At 36.0% G+C, this 18875-nt stretch carries 17 protein-coding genes; 6 read left to right on the top strand and 11 right to left on the bottom strand.

The window, feature by feature from the left end; genetic code table 11:
* Window positions 1–68 precede the first annotated feature (68 nt).
* The 6 genes from I5168_RS08220 to I5168_RS08195 form a co-directional block, all read right to left on the bottom strand.
* On the bottom strand, window positions 69–968 hold the full coding sequence (locus tag I5168_RS08220; protein WP_431471472.1) for a DUF4835 family protein: 900 nt from the start codon (window positions 966–968) through the stop codon (window positions 69–71).
* Window positions 943–2151 carry a bifunctional phosphopantothenoylcysteine decarboxylase/phosphopantothenate--cysteine ligase CoaBC gene (gene coaBC / locus I5168_RS08215; RefSeq protein ID WP_431471471.1) on the bottom strand — a complete coding sequence of 403 codons (1209 nt, stop codon included), beginning with the start codon at window positions 2149–2151 and terminating at the stop codon, window positions 943–945. The genes I5168_RS08220 and coaBC overlap by 26 nt, the downstream gene beginning before the upstream one ends.
* Before the next feature lie 7 nt (window positions 2152–2158).
* Window positions 2159–2479 carry a DNA-directed RNA polymerase subunit omega gene (locus I5168_RS08210; protein WP_042280383.1) on the bottom strand — a complete coding sequence of 107 codons (321 nt, stop codon included), beginning with the start codon at window positions 2477–2479 and terminating at the stop codon, window positions 2159–2161.
* A 1-nt stretch (window position 2480) separates the two neighbouring features.
* Complete coding sequence (locus I5168_RS08205) at window positions 2481–3284, bottom strand: outer membrane protein assembly factor BamD (protein WP_431471470.1); 804 nt, start codon at window positions 3282–3284, stop codon at window positions 2481–2483.
* 81 nt (window positions 3285–3365) lie between these two features.
* Complete coding sequence (dapA, locus tag I5168_RS08200; protein WP_431471469.1) at window positions 3366–4241, bottom strand: 4-hydroxy-tetrahydrodipicolinate synthase; 876 nt, start codon at window positions 4239–4241, stop codon at window positions 3366–3368.
* A 1-nt stretch (window position 4242) separates the two neighbouring features.
* The gene (locus I5168_RS08195) at window positions 4243–4755 is read right to left on the bottom strand and encodes a DUF6913 domain-containing protein (RefSeq protein WP_431471468.1); all 513 of its coding nucleotides are present in this window, start codon (window positions 4753–4755) and stop codon (window positions 4243–4245) included.
* Window positions 4756–4792: 37 nt separating this feature from the next.
* Here I5168_RS08195 and I5168_RS08190 point away from each other — a divergent pair, with 37 nt between their 5' ends.
* Both I5168_RS08190 and I5168_RS08185 read left to right on the top strand, forming a co-directional pair.
* Window positions 4793–5596, top strand: coding sequence for a 5'-nucleotidase C-terminal domain-containing protein (locus I5168_RS08190; RefSeq protein WP_431471467.1), 804 nt, complete (start codon window positions 4793–4795; stop codon window positions 5594–5596).
* 2 nt (window positions 5597–5598) lie between these two features.
* Window positions 5599–6522: a metallophosphatase gene (locus I5168_RS08185; RefSeq protein ID WP_338349936.1), complete on the top strand. Its 924-nt coding sequence runs from the start codon at window positions 5599–5601 to the stop codon at window positions 6520–6522.
* A gap of 5 nt (window positions 6523–6527) precedes the next feature.
* Here the strand turns inward: I5168_RS08185 and I5168_RS08180 are convergent, their stop codons facing one another.
* Together I5168_RS08180 and ligA are read right to left on the bottom strand one after the other, a co-directional pair.
* Window positions 6528–7331 (bottom strand): hypothetical protein, encoded by an 804-nt coding sequence (locus I5168_RS08180; protein WP_431471466.1) that lies wholly within the window; start codon window positions 7329–7331, stop codon window positions 6528–6530.
* A 2-nt stretch (window positions 7332–7333) separates the two neighbouring features.
* The gene (ligA, locus tag I5168_RS08175) at window positions 7334–9388 is read right to left on the bottom strand and encodes an NAD-dependent DNA ligase LigA (RefSeq protein WP_431471465.1); all 2055 of its coding nucleotides are present in this window, start codon (window positions 9386–9388) and stop codon (window positions 7334–7336) included.
* Window positions 9389–9437: 49 nt separating this feature from the next.
* Between ligA and I5168_RS08170 the strand changes: the two genes are divergently transcribed.
* From I5168_RS08170 to I5168_RS08160, 3 genes are read left to right on the top strand one after another with little or no spacing between them, the layout of a single operon-like run.
* Window positions 9438–11732, top strand: coding sequence for a beta-N-acetylhexosaminidase (locus I5168_RS08170; RefSeq protein WP_431471464.1), 2295 nt, complete (start codon window positions 9438–9440; stop codon window positions 11730–11732).
* Between the two features lies 1 nt (window position 11733).
* Entirely contained in the window at window positions 11734–12465 is a 732-nt protein-coding gene (locus I5168_RS08165; protein ID WP_431471463.1) for a copper homeostasis protein CutC, read from the top strand.
* Entirely contained in the window at window positions 12455–14962 is a 2508-nt protein-coding gene (locus tag I5168_RS08160) for a beta-mannosidase (RefSeq protein WP_431471462.1), read from the top strand. Before I5168_RS08165 ends, I5168_RS08160 begins: the two co-directional genes overlap by 11 nt.
* Window positions 14963–14968: 6 nt before the next feature.
* Here the strand turns inward: I5168_RS08160 and I5168_RS08155 are convergent, their stop codons facing one another.
* Both I5168_RS08155 and I5168_RS08150 read right to left on the bottom strand, forming a co-directional pair.
* Window positions 14969–16219 (bottom strand): O-antigen translocase, encoded by a 1251-nt coding sequence (locus tag I5168_RS08155; protein ID WP_431471461.1) that lies wholly within the window; start codon window positions 16217–16219, stop codon window positions 14969–14971.
* 44 nt (window positions 16220–16263) lie between these two features.
* Window positions 16264–17298 (bottom strand): DegT/DnrJ/EryC1/StrS family aminotransferase, encoded by a 1035-nt coding sequence (locus tag I5168_RS08150; RefSeq protein WP_431471460.1) that lies wholly within the window; start codon window positions 17296–17298, stop codon window positions 16264–16266.
* Between the two features lie 164 nt (window positions 17299–17462).
* Between I5168_RS08150 and I5168_RS08145 the strand changes: the two genes are divergently transcribed.
* Entirely contained in the window at window positions 17463–17651 is a 189-nt protein-coding gene (locus I5168_RS08145) for a hypothetical protein (RefSeq protein ID WP_431471459.1), read from the top strand.
* 270 nt (window positions 17652–17921) lie between these two features.
* Here I5168_RS08145 and I5168_RS08140 read toward each other — a convergent pair whose 3' ends face one another.
* Window positions 17922–18875, bottom strand: coding sequence for a GNAT family N-acetyltransferase (locus I5168_RS08140; protein WP_431471458.1), 954 nt, complete (start codon window positions 18873–18875; stop codon window positions 17922–17924).

Genomic DNA, 18875 nt, shown 5'->3' with positions numbered 1-18875 from the left:
TAATAATTCCAGTTAGACAAATAACATAAAGAACTAAATTAATCTAAAGTAATGGCATAGAAAAATGTTTACACACGAATTGTACGCCATTTAGACGATTGGTTGGGCGCTAGTTTCTGTAGCAACGTTTTTAAATCTCTTATGTTTACCGCAGGACCGTCAGAATAGATTCTAGATATCTCATCGGCTTTTGCATCAAAGAAAGTACGTTGTAATAAACTATTAGGTCTGCGCTTATTCAACTCCTCAAATTGCACTAAAATTGTTTTTAGTTTCTCCTTTGTCTTTTTAGGGTCTTCTGCAAACTTATCCATACCTAATAAATGATATTCATACATCACTTTACGATATTCTACATAAGTATCAGATAATAAATCATCATTGAGACGGTACCTTGAAATAAGTCCATCATTTGGTCTCCAACCACGAACCGAAGTATCTGACTGAGATAGATTCACAATTTGTTGTGCTTCTCTGTGATAAGATTCCCCACCTTTAAATTCAAATGTATCTGCATCTATTCCTATTACAGTAAGAGCATAAAAAGAGACTAATGACAATAGGTTATTTTCATATTGGTTTTTGTTGTAAAAGAAAGGAGCATATTCTACATATTCAAACCTCACATCATTGTCTTTATAATTAAAAATAGGTGTGCTATAGGTACTATTAAAAACTGGACGAGATGCCGACACTTGAAAATTACCCTCAAACCTATCATTGTCGTATACGTTGACAACAAATACAAGAGACATAGTGATTTTTTCTTCATCCTCATATACGTTATCCGTCCATTTAGTATTATTTAAAAACTCCTGCATAGAAGTTTCTAATGTTTTAAATATGGATAAATCTGGTTGAGCTACTCCTTGAGCATTAACTTGTACAGTAGCATTAAGCTCTTGGCCGTGGCCATATAAAAAGCTTAATAACAAAAACAGACTACTTAATCCTTTTAACAATCTCATTAACTATATCTTTTGCAACCTCAACCTTACTTTTTAGTTCGAATGGAATGACTTCCTTTTCCTTAGTAATCAAGGTAATTTTATTGGTGTCTTTTTTAAAACCTGCGCCTTTATCTCTCATAGAGTTTAAAACCAATAAATCAGTATTCTTTTTTTCCGCTTTCGCGAAAGCGTGATTCAACTCATCATTAGTCTCTAGAGCAAACCCCACAAGAAACGGTTTGTTTTTTAACGCTCCTACACTTGCTAAAATATCGGGATTTTTGATCAATTCTATATGTAACGTGTCTTCCTTCTTTTTTATTTTGTTTGTAGCGACATCTTTAGGCCTGTAATCTGCAACAGCAGCACTAAAGATAGCAATATCCATTTTTGATACTATCTTGTGCACTGCATCGTACATATCTCTAGCACTAGTCACATCAATGCGTTGAATTAAAGAATGCTCTACGATGACCGAACTTGGCCCCATGATCAAATGTACCTGTGCACCCATTTCTGCAACCTGTACAGCAAGTGCAGCACCCATTTTTCCTGAACTGTGATTTCCAATAAAGCGCACTGGATCGATAGCCTCGTGAGTAGGGCCAGCCGTTATTAGCACTTTTTTATCGTGCAGAGGTAATTTTGACAAGATATCGTTTTCAACGAAAGTGATAATTTCTTCAGGTTCGGCCATACGTCCTTTTCCTGACAAACCACTTGCTAGTTCTCCTTCACCTGCTGGAATCATAAGGTTACCATAAGATTCCAACTTTTCAAAATTATGGAGCGTTGATGGATGCTTATACATATCAAGGTCCATGGCTGGAGCAAAGTAAACAGGGCATTTTGCGCTACAATATACCGCAAGCAGTAAATTATCAATTGTACCGCTTACCATTTTACTCAAGGTATTGGCTGTAGTTGGTGCAATAATGATTAAATCGGCCCAAAGACCTAATTCCACATGATTATTCCATGTATCATTTTCATCATCTTCATTGGTAAAATGAGAATGAACTGGGTTCTTTGAAAGTGTAGATAAAGTAAGCGGTGTAACAAAATCTCGCGCAGCAGGAGTCATCACCACTTTAACGACAGCGCCTGCTTTAATAAGCAGGCGCGTCAAAAATGTTGTTTTATAAGCAGCAATACCACCAGTTACACCCAGTAATACTTTTTTACCACTTAGTATAGACATATCTTAATTAAGATTTGCTAGTATCTCTATGATAGATTTTACCATCTAACCATTCTTTTACAGCGATAGCTGTAGGCTTTGGCAAACGCTCATAAAATTTAGATACTTCAATTTGCTCCTTATTTTCAAAAACTTCTTCTAGTGAGTCATTGTAGGTAGCAAATTCTTCTAGCTTTTCAATAAGCTCTTCTTTGATATCTCCTTTAATCTGCTCAGCTCTTTTAGCGATAATTGAAATCGCTTCATACATATTACCAGTAGGTGAAGTAAGGGCATCACGATTGTAGGTAATAGTTGTAGTTGCTGCGTCTAAATTTTTAGTATCCATATTAATTACTCAAATTCTCTGATTCAAATTTTTCTATTTCGGCCATGATCTCCTGTGCATCATCTTTATATTCACTATTAGGAAATCTGCGTGCAAAGTTATTATAATATTTTTTAGCAAGCGCTAATCGTTCTGGAATTAAATTTTCAAAACTATTAACAGCATAAATATACTGAGATTCAAAAAGATAATAATGTGCATCATCTAGGTAATTTGATCCTGGGTGATCGATTATAAAATTCTCAAAACCTGCAATGGCTGCTTTAATATAAATTCCGCCTCTGTGATGATATTGTTTAGCAATTTCATAGGCCTTGCGATCTAATTTCTCTCTTAATTCAGCTACAAGAACATTAGCTTCTTCATTATACTTCCCTTCTGGGTAAGCATTTATATAATCTTGCAGTTTAATAAGTGCCGTATTAGTTTCAGATTGATCTTTAGAATATACAGGAGACATGTGATAGTAACTCTTGGCTCCTAAAAAAATCGCTTCCTCCACATTGTTATCTAAAGGGTGAGAAGTTACAAATCGCTCAAATTGATAAGCACTGCTTAAATACCTTCTATCTCCATAAAGCGCCTTGGCATACTTAATAGCCATAGGAGCAGCACTGTCAGTACCTCTATATAAGGGAATGATCTGTTCAAAAAGATCGATACTCTTACTATATTTCTCCTTCTTCATTAATGTATCAATCATACTCACCTTGACATTAGGATCATCTGATTTTAATGCCTTTTGATAAGGACCACAAGACACAAGAACTAAAAAGATAAAAAATATTAAAACAATTTGTTTCATACTACGGTATTGATAGGCTGCAAAAGTAATGTATTCACAACACTCCTTATAATTTTAATTGTGAACGACAGTTAATACGTTTTAGTACGCATTCATGAAATCAATTATACTAATTCTCAATTTTTGTGAAACTGGCACTAGTGGTAATCTTAAATGTTCTTCACATAAATCGAGATGGGCTAGCATTGCCTTAATACCACCAGGATTTCCTTCGGCAAAAATTAAATCGATACTAGCTTCAAGTTTATGATGCAATTTATATGAATCAACTGCATTACCTTTTAAAGCTAGTCTAATCATTTCGCTAAAATCGCTAGGCAATCCTTGACCAATTACAGATATCACTCCAGCACCACCCGCAAGAGTCATTGCGTTGGCGATCATATCATCTCCAGATATCACGAGAAAATCATCTGGTGTATGTTTTATCATTTTCATGGCAGCTACAAGATCTCCTGCTGCTTCCTTTATCGCTACAATATTTGTATAATTATTTGCCAATCGAACTACGGTATCAACAGCCATATTACTCGCTGTTCTTCCAGGAACATTATATAAAATAATAGGCTTATCAGTAGCTTGTGCGACTGCTGCAAAGTGCTGATAGATACCTTCTTGGGTAGGTTTGTTGTAAGCAGGTGAGACACTAAGTACAGCATCAAAAGATGAAAGATCAGTTTGTTTTAATTCATCTACTACAACAGCTGTATTACTGCCACCTATACCTATTACAAGGGGCAATCGTCCTGCATTGGTTTCAACCACGGTTTTTACAACATCCTGTTTTTCCTGTTTAGAAAGGGTAACGCTTTCTCCAGTCGTTCCTAAGACAACTAGATATTCTATACCATTATCAATTTGGTAATTCACTACGGACTGTAAAGCACTGTGATCCACATCACCATTTGCTTTAAAAGGAGTTACAAGTGCTACTCCTGTTCCTTTAAGTTGTTGCATATTATCGGGTTAAAATTTTTATATACTTTGCTATTTCTTTTACAAATACGTCTTTGTCGTTCGATGACACATTAATTGACAAATCATAGAGCTCTTCTCGTGCATCATTGATAGCTACTTTAAGAGCTGCCTGTGCCTTGATCGTCACAAATGTAGCTAGTTCATCGGGATCTTTTATGAGTAATATTTGTAAATCGTGTTTTTTTTCAAGCGCCTCGACTAGTTGCTCATCAACAACGGTTGCATTCCATTTAATAGACTTTTCATCAAACGGAATACCATCCATTTCATGTAATTTCTTTTTATCAGTTACTTGATTTAAAACTGTCAAGTTTTTATCGTCAATTTTAAGTTGTTCACACCACCTTAAAATATCATGATAGGCAATTTGACTAGCGCTAGAGGTAATGACTAACAATGATTTAGGTACCACAGGAACACCATTCCTGTTTTGCGATTTCAATTTTCTTATCGCTTTCCTCAGCGATCTACGCTTTATTCCTTTAAAAAACATTTACTTTTACTGTGGAAACAAAAATAGAATATTTCACATGGCTTTTTGCTACGACTTTCCTCTTAAAACATATAGGAAATTAGGTGTTTATCTCGCTTTCGCGAAAGCGCTTTTCTTAACCACACTCTTAACTAGTTGCAATTCAAACACAAACGTTCATTTAGATACCGTTGACTATAAACGAATAGAAATAAACGACTCACTAGCTCAAGAAGATAGTATCGCGCAATTTATTGCCCCTTATGGCGAAAAAATAAATCAAGAAATGAATAGAGTGCTTTGCTATAATCCTAAAAGCATGCACAAAAATGATACTCCACTGAACACAGCGCTTGGAAATATGCTATGTGAAATCATTGTGGAACAAGTTAATCCTGTTGTTAAAAGTAGGTTAGATACCAACATTGATGTTGTTTTACTAAATCACGGAGGAATAAGAGCTCCCTTACCAGCTGGTGAGGTAACAACCAAAAGAGCCTATGAAATAATGCCATTTGAAAATGAGGTTGTGGTAGCACAGCTTAATAAAGCTCAAATGGAGCAACTTATACAATATATAGTAGATAGAGAAAGAGCTCATCCTTTCTCTGGTATGAAAATTTCTTTAAATACTGATAGTAGCCTGAATAATGTATCTATTAACGATCAACCTTTAACTGAAAAGATCTATTATGTTGCTACGAGTGATTACTTGTATAACGGCGGTGATAGCATGAACTTTTTTAACAATACAACGGTAACAAAAACTGATTATAAAATAAGAAATGCCATGATTGACTATTTCAAAAAGGTGGATACTCTTAAGTTTGAATCCGACAATAGATTTACTAAAGCAAATTAATCATGAAAAGAAGTACATTTCTTAAAAGTTCAACAGCTGCGGTAGCTGGAATGGGTTTATTTGCCAATTTTTCTACTGCAAGCAGTTTATATAAAGTAAGTAGTATAACTGAGAAAAGTAAAAAGATCACCATTTTACATACTAATGATACTCACAGCCACATTGAACCTATTGTAGGAGGACGCAATGATGGTCGTGGTGGTGTTGCTCGTAGAGCAGCTTTAGTCAATCAAATTAGAAAAGAGAATCCTAATACTCTTTTGTTAGATTGTGGTGATATTTTTCAAGGAACCCCATACTTCAATTTCTATGGTGGAGAGCTAGAAATTAAACTCATGAGTATGATGGGTTATGATGCGGCAACGATTGGTAATCATGATTTTGATAATGGAATAGATGGGTTGTACAAGCAGCTTCCACATGCCAATTTTGACTTTGTAATATCCAATTATGATTTCAAGAATACCATAATGGATGGTCATACATTAGAAAACAAGATAGTGACACTAGACGGCATCAAAATAGGAATGTTCGGATTAGGAATCGAACTAGACGGATTAGTAAATAAAACCAACTATAAAGAAACCAAATACCTAGATCCTATAGATATCGCTACAGATCAGGCACGCATACTCAAAGAGGAAAAAGGATGCGATCTAGTTATTTGCATGTCGCATTTGGGATATTCCTATAAATCAGATACTGTAAGTGATGTAAGCCTAGCAGCAGCGACGTCAAATATTGATGTAATAATTGGTGGTCACACTCATACATTTCTAGAAAAACCAGAATTAATTCTTAATAAAGAAGGAAAAAACGTGGTTGTTAATCAAGTAGGCTGCTATGGAATGTATCTAGGTAGAATAGATCTTTATTTAAACGAGACAGATATTAATAATCAAGCTGGAACGGTTTATAATTTATAGAAATATTATTTTACCCTTTTAAATCCTCTTTCAGGGAATTGAGTATCATACGTAACAGGAGATTCTTCCATATGTTCGTAACAACTTTGAATTTTTTCAGAATCTGAAAACAGTAGCTTTTTCTGCTTATCAAGCCGTAGATAGAGTAAATAAATTTCTTCGCCTGCTCCACACATACCGCGACCATTTCCTCCTGGCTTACTGGGTTCTATAACGGTGATAAGCATGTGAGTAATGTCATGAACTTCTTTAAATCCTTCTATGTGTACTTCATATACATATTCAAAACCCATCGTTCCAAAGTCTAATACCAGATCATCGTCAACCGTGAGGTAGGTATCATATTCCCCTAAATCCCAAAATTTACTTGCCACATCTTCTTCAAAGGTAATTTCCCAAACTTGTGAGGAACCTTTCTTATTCCAGCTCATGTTATTGAATATACCATCATCAGAGTCTCCATAAAACTTCTCGTCATAATTTACTGGATGACAATTATAATCTTCATCAATTTCTAGTTGAAAATCGCCATCGTATTTTGCATAAATGATGAATTCCTCATTTTCTGGATAAGTTGAAAAATAAACCTGTATGGGTATTGATTGAGTACTTGAATCGTATTTATACCAACCTGTATATTCTCTTTCATATTCACAAAAACCTTGATATTCCATGTACAAGGTTATAGGATATTTACCTACCTTACCTTTTACCATCATTTGATTATTTGTGATAGTTCTATAGGAATAGGTTTGGGATTTCAACCAAAAACTATTTAAAGCGAGTAGAAAAACTATCAGTAATCTCATAATTACAGCATCTTTAAAAACTCTTGTTCACTAATCATGGTAATACCCAGTTTTTCAGCTTTGTCAAGTTTTGAAGGTCCCATTTTATCACCTCGAATGAGAAAGTCTGTTTTACTTGAAAGCGAGCTGCTTACCTTACCACCATTATCCTCAATAAGTTTTTTTAGATCATTACGCGACATTTCAAAAACACCAGAAACTACAAAGCTTTTACCAACTAGTTTATCAGTTTGACCTTCTAACTGCTCTTCACTTAATGAGAATTGTAATCCAGCATTTTTTAACCGTTCTAGAATGGCTTGCTGCCTTTCGTCAACTATGAATTCTACAACAGTTTGTGCTATGCGGTCGCCTATTTCTGGGATAGCAGTTAGTTCTTCTAACTTCTTTTCTGTAGGGCTGGAAACATCGGCAAATAAATCTAGATTTTCTTTATCAGGTGCTTCTGGTAAAGCTATGAGAGCATCCATGTTTTTATAATGTTTGGCTAGTTTTTTTGCCACTGTTTCACCTACGTACCGTATTCCTAAAGCAAAAAGAACACGCTCAAATGGAATTTGCTTACTTGCTTGTATCCCGTTAATCATATTCTCTGCACTCTTTTGAGCCATACGTTCTAAAGGCAGAACTTGTTCAACGGTAAGGTCATATAAATCGGCATAGTTAGAAATTAGTCCTGCATCAACGAGTTGACCAACAGTCTCTGCTCCTATTCCATCAATATCCATTGCCTTTCTTGATATAAAATGCTCAATCCTACCTTTAATTTGTGGTGGGCATCCTAATTCATTGGGACAAAAATGTTGAGCTTCGCCTTCTTTACGGACTAGTTCTGTATTACATTCTGGACATCGTGTAGCATATTCAGTAGGACTGGAATTATCTGGTCGTTTAGTAAGCTCTACAGCAACAATTTTAGGGATAATTTCTCCACCTTTTTCTACATAGACCTCATCTCCTACTCTAATATCTAGTTTTTCAATTTGATCGGCATTATGTAAACTCGCTCTTTTTACCGTAGTACCTGAAATTTCAACCGGTTCTAGATTAGCTACTGGTGTTATGGCACCAGTACGACCTATTTGATAGGTGATTTCATTAAGTCTAGTACTCACCTGTTCTGCAGCAAATTTATAAGCCATTGCCCATCGTGGTGCCTTGGCCGTAAAGCCTAGTTCTTCTTGTTGTTGCAGGCTATTTACCTTTATAACAACTCCATCTGTTTCATAAGGTAAATCCTTTCTTGCAACATCCCAATGTTCTATATACTGCAACACCTCATCAATACTCTGCACCAATTGAGATTCTGCAGGCGCTTTGAAACCCCAATCACGCGCTAGGTTCAAACTGTCGTATTGTGATTGCACCGGTAAGTTATCTCCTGCAAGTTGATATAACAAACATTCCAGTGGTCGCTGTGCAACTATACTACTATCTTGTAATTTTAAACTACCACTAGCGGTATTACGTGGATTGCGATATAGTTCTAATCCTTGAGCTTCACGTTCTTGATTCATTTTATGAAATCCTTGCCACGGTAACACAATCTCACCACGAATTTCAAATTTATCAGGCACTTCACTAGCTCGTAGTTTTAATGGGACTGACTTAATGGTACGCACATTGGCAGTAACATTATCACCTTGAGTACCATCTCCACGAGTAACTGCCTTTACAAAAACTCCTTTTTCATACCTCAAACTTATACTTGCACCATCGTATTTAAGCTCGCATACATATTCAATAGGACCATCAACAATTTTTCTTAATCGCTGTTCCCAATCCAGTAAATCTTCTTTACTATAACTATTATCTAGTGAATACATGCGGTATTCATGCTTCACGGTTTCAAAATTCTTAGTGATTTCACCACCTACCCTAACACTGGGACTATTAGGGTCAAAAAACTCAGGATTTGCTGCTTCGAGTTGTTTGAGTTGCTCTAATTTCTTATCAAATTCAAAATCTGAAATGGTAGGATTGTCGTTTACATAATAGTTGTAATTATGTTCTCGCAATTCATTTCTTAATGCTAGTATTTGTTCTTCAGGACTCATTAAATTGTACTATCTTCTGCAAGTATTTTGTCGACTCTAAATTACAATAATGCTTCAAAGAATTCTACTAATCACCATATTGATATTAACAGTATTATCCTGTACCAAAACCACTAGACATGTAGACCTTAAAAGTCCCAGTATCATTCCAGCGCCGCAATCCTTGCAGGTAAATGATAGATATTTTACGTTTCATGAAAACACTTCGTTTAGGTTTGATCCTGAGTTTCCTATGGCTGGCAAGTTCTTACTTGATCATTTTGATAAAATGGGTTTTGACGAGTTAAACGATTATGATGATAAGGAAGACAACTACATCTATTTGAAATTCAATGAAGAGATCAATAGTACCGAAGGGTACCGAATGAAAATCGATCCTGAACGAATACTTATTCATGCCCGTACGGATGCAGGCGCTTTCTATGCGGTACAATCGCTCATCCAGTTGTTCCCCATACTTAATGACAAGGATGAAATTCACTTACCAGCACTAACCATTGAGGATGAACCACGTTTTAAATATCGTGGTATGCATCTCGACGTTTCTAGACATATGTTTCCAGTAGCGTTTATCAAGAAATACATCGATGCTATGGCGATGTTAAAGATGAATAATTTTCACTGGCATCTCACTGATGATCAAGGCTGGCGCATCGAGATCAAACAATATCCTAAACTTCAAGAAGTGGCTGCTTACCGTGACAGTACTTTACTAGGACATTACAACGATACACCGCGCAAGTACGACACGACTAGATATGGTGGATACTACACACAGGATGAAGTACGTGAGGTTATCGCTTTCGCGAAAGCGAGACACATCAACATCATTCCAGAAATCGAACTACCTGGTCATGCTCAAGCGGCAATTGCTGCCTATCCAGAACTAGGATGCACCAACGAAGCTGTGAACGTAGCTACAGAATGGGGCGTTTTTGACAACATTTATTGCCCTAACCCAGAGACTTTTGAGTTTCTAGAAAACGTACTAGACGAGGTAGCAGCCTTATTTCCATCACCATACATTCACATAGGCGGCGATGAGGCACCAAAAACACAGTGGAAACAAAGTGTAATCGCACAACGATTTATCAAAGAAAATGGATTAAAAGATGAATACGAATTACAATCCTACTTCATTAAACATTTTGAAAAATACCTAGCTTCAAAAGGCAAGAAAATCATCGGTTGGGATGAAATCCTAGAAGGCGGACTAGCAAAGGATGCCACAGTTATGAGTTGGCGCGGTATGCAAGGTGCCATAGACGCTGCAAAGAAAGGTAACGATGTTATAATGACGCCTACTTCTCATTGCTATTTTGACTATTACCAAAGTGATGATGAGAATGAACCACTAGCTATAGGCGGCTTTTTACCATTAGAAAAAGTGTACAGCTTCAACCCTATTCCAGATGAGCTTAGTGGTGAAGAAATAACGCACGTTTTAGGCGTACAAGGAAATGTATGGACTGAGTACATGCCTACTACAGATCAAGTAGAATACATGGCTTTCCCACGTATGCTGGCACTAAGTGAGGTAGCTTGGTCTCCAGTAGAAAAACGAGATTATAACTTGTTTGTCAATAACCTAGAAGTCATGCTACCACGGCTAGACGCCATGGATATTAATTATGCAAATCATTTATATGAAATTGAAGGAAATTTGAATAAAGATCAAGAATATGAATTAAGCACTAAAACCTTAGGTAAAGAAATCAGATACACTACTGACGGAACTGAGCCAAATGCCAATTCAACTATTTATGAATCGCCTATTCCATTTAAGGAAAACATGATTGTAAAAGCTCAAGTATTTGACAATTCTCAGCCGCTTGGACGTTTATTCTCTCAAGAATTCCTTTATCATAAAGGTGTAGGCGCCACTATTACAATTAATCATTCACCACATAAATCCTATAGTGGTAGTGGTGCAAATGGACTTATTAATGGAATTGTAGGTAGTGATACACGTTATGGTGATAAAGAATGGTTGGGTTTTTGGGGTGATGATTTGGAAATTGAAATAGCATTTGATGAACCTACAGAAGTAAACGAAATCCAATTACGATTTTACCATGCACCTGGACAATGGATTTATGCGCCAGAAATGATATCAAGTTTTTACGTAAATATTGACAAAGTAGGAATTGCTAAATCGGTTCCAATAGAATTCACAAAAAAATCTGGTGTGTTAGAAGCTAAGATAGGTTTAGTAAAAAGCACTAACTCAAAAAAGACATCTCATTTGGAATTATCAATTCCTAATTTCGGTACCATCCCAGATGGTGCACAAGGCGCTGGAAATAAAGCCTGGACATTTATAGATGAAATCATAATTAAGTAATATGCTACTAGAAATCTGCGCGGCAAATTATCAAAGCGCCATCAATGCTCAAAAGGCTGGCGCTCATCGTATAGAGTTGTGTAGCGAGCTTGCCGTAGGTGGAATTACACCAAGTTTTGGATTGCTCAAAAAGGTAATTGCAGACCTTAACATTCCTGTAATGGTATTAATACGACCACGATCTGGTGATTTTGAGTACAGTAAAGCCGAGTTTGAAATCATGAAACAGGATATTCAACTTTGCAAAGAGTTAGGTGCCGCTGGTATTGTTTCCGGAGTATTGACTTCGGATTTTAAAGTGGATATCAAACGTACTAGCGAACTTATAGAGCTTTCTAGACCGTTACCCTTTACTTTTCACAGAGCTTTTGATCACGTAGAAAACCCAAAGCAGGCGTTGATTGATTTGATAAATCTAGGTGCTAAACGTATTCTCACATCAGGTCAAAAACCCAATGCTCTTCAAGGAATAGCATTGCTTACAGAGCTACAACAACAAGCAGGCGATGAACTCATTATTATACCTGGTGGTGGCATTAATGCTAGTAATAGTGATGCTTTCGCGAAAGCGAACTTCAAAGAAATCCACGCAAGCGCTACAGCAATCTGTGAGCAAACCAGTGAAGAGAAAGTGCCTATGAATACACCTAAATTTCTTCAAGAAAACATAGAAATCACATCCAACATTGAAAGCATTAAAGCAATCCTTAATCGAATCACGCATGAAATATAGTTGGCTCCTAATCATAGTGATTTCACTAGTCTCATGTAATGATAAACAACCCCATGTAAAGCGTCAATATCTCAACCATAACTGGTCATTATTAAAAGAAGCTGACAAGAGTTTAATATCAGACTCTGTAAGTATTCCATCAACAGTTCACAAAGAGTTATTACCACTTATCGAGCATCCTTTTCAAGGGAATAATGAAGATAGTTTACAGTGGATTACTGAGGAAAACTGGATTTACAAAACCCTTTTTAAGGTAAACAAAGAAATTCTTGCCAAAGAACACATTACTTTAAACTTTGAAGGCATTGATACGTATGCCAGCATTGAGCTCAATGGCCATAAGATTCTTGACACCGACAATGCTTTTCTCAACTGGCAGATAGATGTAAAGCCATTTATAGAGAAAGAAAATGAGCTTTATGTCACCATCAAATCACCTCTAGAAATAGAAGCGCAGAAAGTACTTAAGAATCCATATAAATTACCAGAAGGCAATCGAGTTTATACACGCAAAGCGCAATTTCAATACGGTTGGGATTGGGGTCCAAACCTAAACACTATGGGAGTTTGGAAACCAGTTTATCTTGAGGCTTACAACGATTTTAAAATTAAGGATATTTACTTGAAGCAAAATAGTCTTAATGATTCTATTGCAAATCTTTCGGCGCAAGTGACATTATCAAAACCTGTTTCCTCACCGCTTACCTATTCTCTTAAAATCAACGACAGTATATATCCATATAAAATTACAGACTCCTTGACAGTAGCCACAAAAACAGCTACTCAAGAACTGCATTTTGAAATACAAAATCCTAAAAAATGGTGGCCACATAATCTAGGTGAACCCTACTTATATGAGGTAGAGATTAGCATTTTTAAAGATGAAGACCTTATTGATCAAAAAACAATTAATAAAGGACTGCGCACCGTAGAATTGGTCAACGAGCCAGACAAATATGGAACCAGCTTTTATTTCAAGGTGAACGACGTTCCAGTATATGCAAAAGGTGCAAACTACATTCCACAAAACAGCATGCAAGATTTGGTCACGGATGATCATTATGAAAAGCTTTTAAATGACGCTGTAGATGCAAATATGAACATGCTACGTGTTTGGGGTGGCGGCATTTACGAGAGTGATGTTTTCTATGAAAAATGTGACGAAAAAGGAATCATGGTATGGCAAGATTTTATGTTTGCTTGTGCGATGTATCCCAGTGGCGATGGCTTTCGCGAAAGCGTAAAAAAAGAGGTCACTCAACAACTTACTAGATTACGAGATCATTCGAGTATAGTACTGTGGTGCGGTAACAATGAAAGCCGAGAAGGCTGGCATCGCTGGGGCTGGCAGGAAGGTCGCAGTCAGCAAGAACGTGACAGTATTTGGGAAGATTACCGAAACATTTTTCAAATAGACATGCCGAAATACGTAGCTGAAATGACCAAGGAACCCTACTGGGAAAGCTCACCACAATACGGTCGTGGCAATCCTAAATATGAGTTTCATGGCGATGCACATGACTGGCGCGTGTGGCACGATGCTTACCCGTTTGAGCATTTTGAAGAGCATGTGCCAAAGTTTATGAGTGAATTTGGTTTTCAGGCGCATCCATCTTATGAAACCATTCGCTACATTAATTCATCTGGTGAAGTAGATATTAAGTCAAAGGAATATGCTACACACCAAAAACACGCTCGAGGTGACGAGCTTATACAAACTTACATGGAGCGCGACTTTCCCGTACCAGAAAATGATGAAGATTACGTGTACGTGAGTCAGCTCGTACAAGCTTATGGAATGTCTAAAGGAATTCAAGCGCATCGTCGTGCGCGACCTTACAATATGGGAACGCTATACTGGCAGCTCAACGATTGCTGGCCAGCAGTAAGCTGGTCGAGTATCGATTATTTTGGCAACTGGAAAGCCTTACACTATCAGGTAAAACGTGATTTTGAGAATGTACTTATAAGCAACGTGATTGAAAATGATACGTTGAAAACGTATGTGATAAATGATAATTTCGAGACAGAAGTAGGCGATTTCAAAATCGAAATCAAAGACTTTTCAGGCAAATCGCTTTTTGTTGATACCATCGATAGTTCAATATGCTCAGTTAATGCTGGTTCTAGTGAGCTCATTCATGCGCTTTCCTTAAAACAATTAAATCTTGATCTAAACAAAATTTACGTGTCTTACCAATTTGGTAATCACAAAAGCATTAAAACTTTAACAAGGCCAAAGAATCTAAAATTACCTAAAGCGGAAATCAAAATAAAAAGTCCAAAGCGTAATGACTTTTATGAAATTACGATCGTTTCAAATGTATTTGTAAAGGATTTATTTGTCTTTTCTAGTATAGATGGTCATTTTTCTGATAATTTCTTTGACTTGGAGCCTAATACTGAAAAATCAATTCTATTCTATCCAAAATCGGAAGAGCATGGTGTCTTTCAGATTAAATGCTTAAATGATATGGTAAGTATGAGTGTGAAATAATTCTGTTTATTGCTCCAACGAACCAAACAATTCTTTTCTCAAAAGCAAGATCAAAATTAAAAAGTAAAATATGTAATTTAAAAAGTAAGCCATTACTACGGCATTTTTTCCATAGTACGGTAATAAAACCATCGTAAAAAGATAGAAACAAAAAATGCTTATAAGTTCAGCCACTAGATAGCGTTTAAGATCATTTAATGCGATAAACCTAAAAGCCATTACGGTGGTGATGATCTTGATAAAGTCACCTAATAATTGCCATTTAAACATGCTAGAAGCAGGTAAAAACTCTGTAGTAAATAAATATTCAAGAATTAAATCTCTACATAAATAAACAGATATAAGTCCTGCTACAACTACAGGAAGTATGGTTTTATAAAAATTCCATATGGTACTTCTATATTGTTTAAAACTAGAATCCTTGCTCAAATTAGGTAATACGTATAAACTGATTAAGGTGGTAACAAATACCATGTAATATCCTGAAATACGTTGAACAGATTCCCACCATCCTGCTGCATGGTCACTTACTTGATCAATAACCTCGTTGCGCACTTCAATATTTACAAGCGGTATAAGTATAGCGCTCACTAAAGCCATAATACTGTATTTAAAGAGCTGTAGTGCTTGCTCATTACTCCATTCAATTGAAAAGGTGAGCATTCCTTTTTTACCTTTTAAATAAAAGAAGTACACAAAAAGAGCCAAAATAAATTGAACATAAGGTGTCACGGCTATACTAAACAGCGCACCGTATAAATTCTCATTTACAATCAAATAAGCGCCCAGAGCAAATACCGACAAGGCAACGATAATATTAAGAACCACATAGGTCTTAAACCACTCAAATCCTTGTAACAAGGAACTTACTGCAACAAAAACAAAGTAAAATGGTAATGAACAGCCAAAGATCCGTAAGACAAATGAATAACTATCACTATCGAATAAATACAAAGACAGCCAGCTAGCTGTAAAGTTTATACCTATGGCGGTTAATACGCTTACTATAAAAGTTGCTATCCATGCTGTTGTAAAAGTTTTGCTTAATAGTTTAGGCTCATTCTTTAAGGCAGCAGCGTTTTTAGTAAGACCGTTTTCCAATCCCAGAACGGACAGGCTTTGAAGTCCTTGAGAAAAATTACGTAAGTTTCCTAAATAACCCAATCCTGCATCACCCACAAATCGAGCCAAAAGATTAGACATAACAGCACCTAGTGCAATCCTGACAAGAATAAAAATACTATTCCAACTTGCCATTTTAAGCAGCATATTTCTATTAAACAATAAAAACAGCCTGCGCATCAATAAGAATTTATGGTTTGTATAATATGATGAACCTCTTGAGTATCTAACAAAGGATGGCATGGAAGACTTACCTGTTGTTGATGTCTACTTTCTGTGGCGGGAAATTGTAAGTCATTCCACTTAGAAAATGCTTTTTGTTGATGAGGTGGTACCTCATAATGACATCCAGTTTGTATTCCATGATGTTTCATGAAGTCTATAAAGGCTACCCTATCTTCTACAAAAATTGGATAAATATGAAACACTGAACGATTTGCTAATTGCGTGCTTAGTAGCTGCACCTTTTTGTTATCAATACCTTGACTGTATTTGTATGCAATGGATCTACGAGAGTTGTTGTCGCTTTCTAAAACCTGTAATCGCGTACTCAAAAATAGGGCCTGTAAAGGATCCATGCGTGAATTTACTCCTACTTCACTATTTAAAAATTGGGAATCACGCCCGTAATTGGCGATTTTGCGACACATTGCCGCTAGCTCTTGGTCGTTTGTGGTGATAGCGCCTGCATCACCTAGTGCTCCTAAATTTTTAGTAGGATAAAAAGAAAAGGCACTTGCCGCTGCAAGACTTCCACTCGTTTTACCACTACTTGTACGACCACCGTGAGATTGTGCTGTATCGGTATATATTTTTTTGTGGTTCGCTTTCGCGAAAGCGTACACATCATCATCTACCATGATTCCATATAGATCCACAACTATAATAGCATCATAGTCTTCTTTAATTTTTTTAAGATCATCAACCTGTACGACACACTGCTCGGTTTCAAATAATACAGGCGTGTGATGGCTGTGAACAACGCTTAAAATAGTTGCTATATAAGTATTTGCTGGCACCGCAATTTTAGCATTTTTAGGAAGTCGATTTAGAGCGGTTTCTGCTCTTAGGATAATACTCAAGGCATCCAATCCATTACCAGTACTCACGCAATACTGAACGTTACAATAGCTTGCAAATTCCTTTTCAAATGTATCTACAAATTGACCACCAATATACCTACCAGATTCATGCAACTCTTTTATAGATTCCATATCCTGAGGTAGAAATCGGTTTTGTATTTTTTTTAAATCGAGAAATGGAATGTGCACAAAAATTATTTATTACGAATATATAAAGAGTTTCCTATACAGGAATCTCGCTTAAAAACCATCTATAAGCCAGGTAAATTAAAAACCCAAAGTTGATTATTGTAACAATGAATTTCCTTACAGTAAAAGGTCTTTTTAAACTTAACAAACTTGCTATAGATCCAGCTATCACAATCACTGCAAAAAAGGTCATGAGATACGATATCCATGAACTGATATCATTAGAGACTGTACGAGGAATAAAACTTAGTATTATGAAAACTCCAAATACTACAACCTGTATAACGGCAAAATGAAAGGCTTTCTTTTCCAATGATTTACATTAAAATAACACTCATTAACTATGCTTAACCCAAATGTAACACCTTGAAATGGAACACCACCGTACATTTGTAATGAATTACATAACAAACGAAATAATTATTGTAATATTCGATATATAGAAAAACTTAAACTAGAGTTTTTCTTGCTATGAAAAAGAAAAATATTCCTTAATCGACTTTGATTGTTAAAAGATTCATTTGATAAAATAGCCTAAAACCAGCGCCTGATTAGCGCTGGTTTTTTTATTTTTTATGTGGTTTAAAATGCCAAACCGTTTGTATTTCAAAACTCGCTCCCATCTCCTTCTTATTTTTAGCGAGGCCTTTATTTATTCCTCCATTAGGATCATCTACGGCACCTAGATCATATTTAGTGATATTACACTGTCTTAAAACTTCTATAGTTTCTAAATATAAAAAATCCATAGCCCTTAATGATCTTGCCTCGATTGTACTTGCCATATATTGAGCTCTTGCAATGTTCCCTTTGATGAACATTACGACACCGGCAATTATTCCCTCTTGATTAGAAACAGTATAAAGTCTGATTTCTTCGGGAAATTTACTCTTCAACTCTTCAATTTCTTGAAGACTATGAACAGGACTAGCAGCATATTTAAGTTGCAACAAGGGTACTAATACTTGATTCCAAAATTCACCCCAGTTATCATTTTCCTGAAAAATTAAATGATTCCAATTACCATTGCGATAACCAGCGGTCCGTTTAGATGAAATAGACAAATCAACATTTAATTCAAGGTATGCATTATTAACCCTTTTAAATGGCTGAAAGTCTATACTTTCAATTACCTCATTTATAAAACGGTTGATTTGAGAATAAGAGTTAAACGGTTGTTTGATAGTAATCTCCTTAATTTCATTTGAAATTAAATAAGACACCACTTGATTCATAACCTGTTTAAGAACATCCTTTGATAACTCTTGGTCTAGAATTATACCGCCGTAAGTAAGACCTTGATGACTGTACCACTTGTCTCCTACTCTATTGCCAGGTAATACAGCAATAAGAGTTTGTGACCTATAAACCATTAGGCTATAATCATTAAAACGATCCTCATGGTACTCCATGAAAGATCGTTTTAATATAAAGGTCCCGTTAAGAGATGAATCTATAAATTTATTCCATGAAGTAGCATCATCACTAGAATAACGATGGATGACTATTCCATTATTCAT

Source organism: Nonlabens sp. SCSIO 43208 (assembly GCF_050703575.1).
Lineage (GTDB): Bacteria > Bacteroidota > Bacteroidia > Flavobacteriales > Flavobacteriaceae > Nonlabens > Nonlabens tegetincola.
Note: the sequence above shows the minus strand (reverse complement) of the source record. Positions and strands in the feature narration are given on the sequence as shown.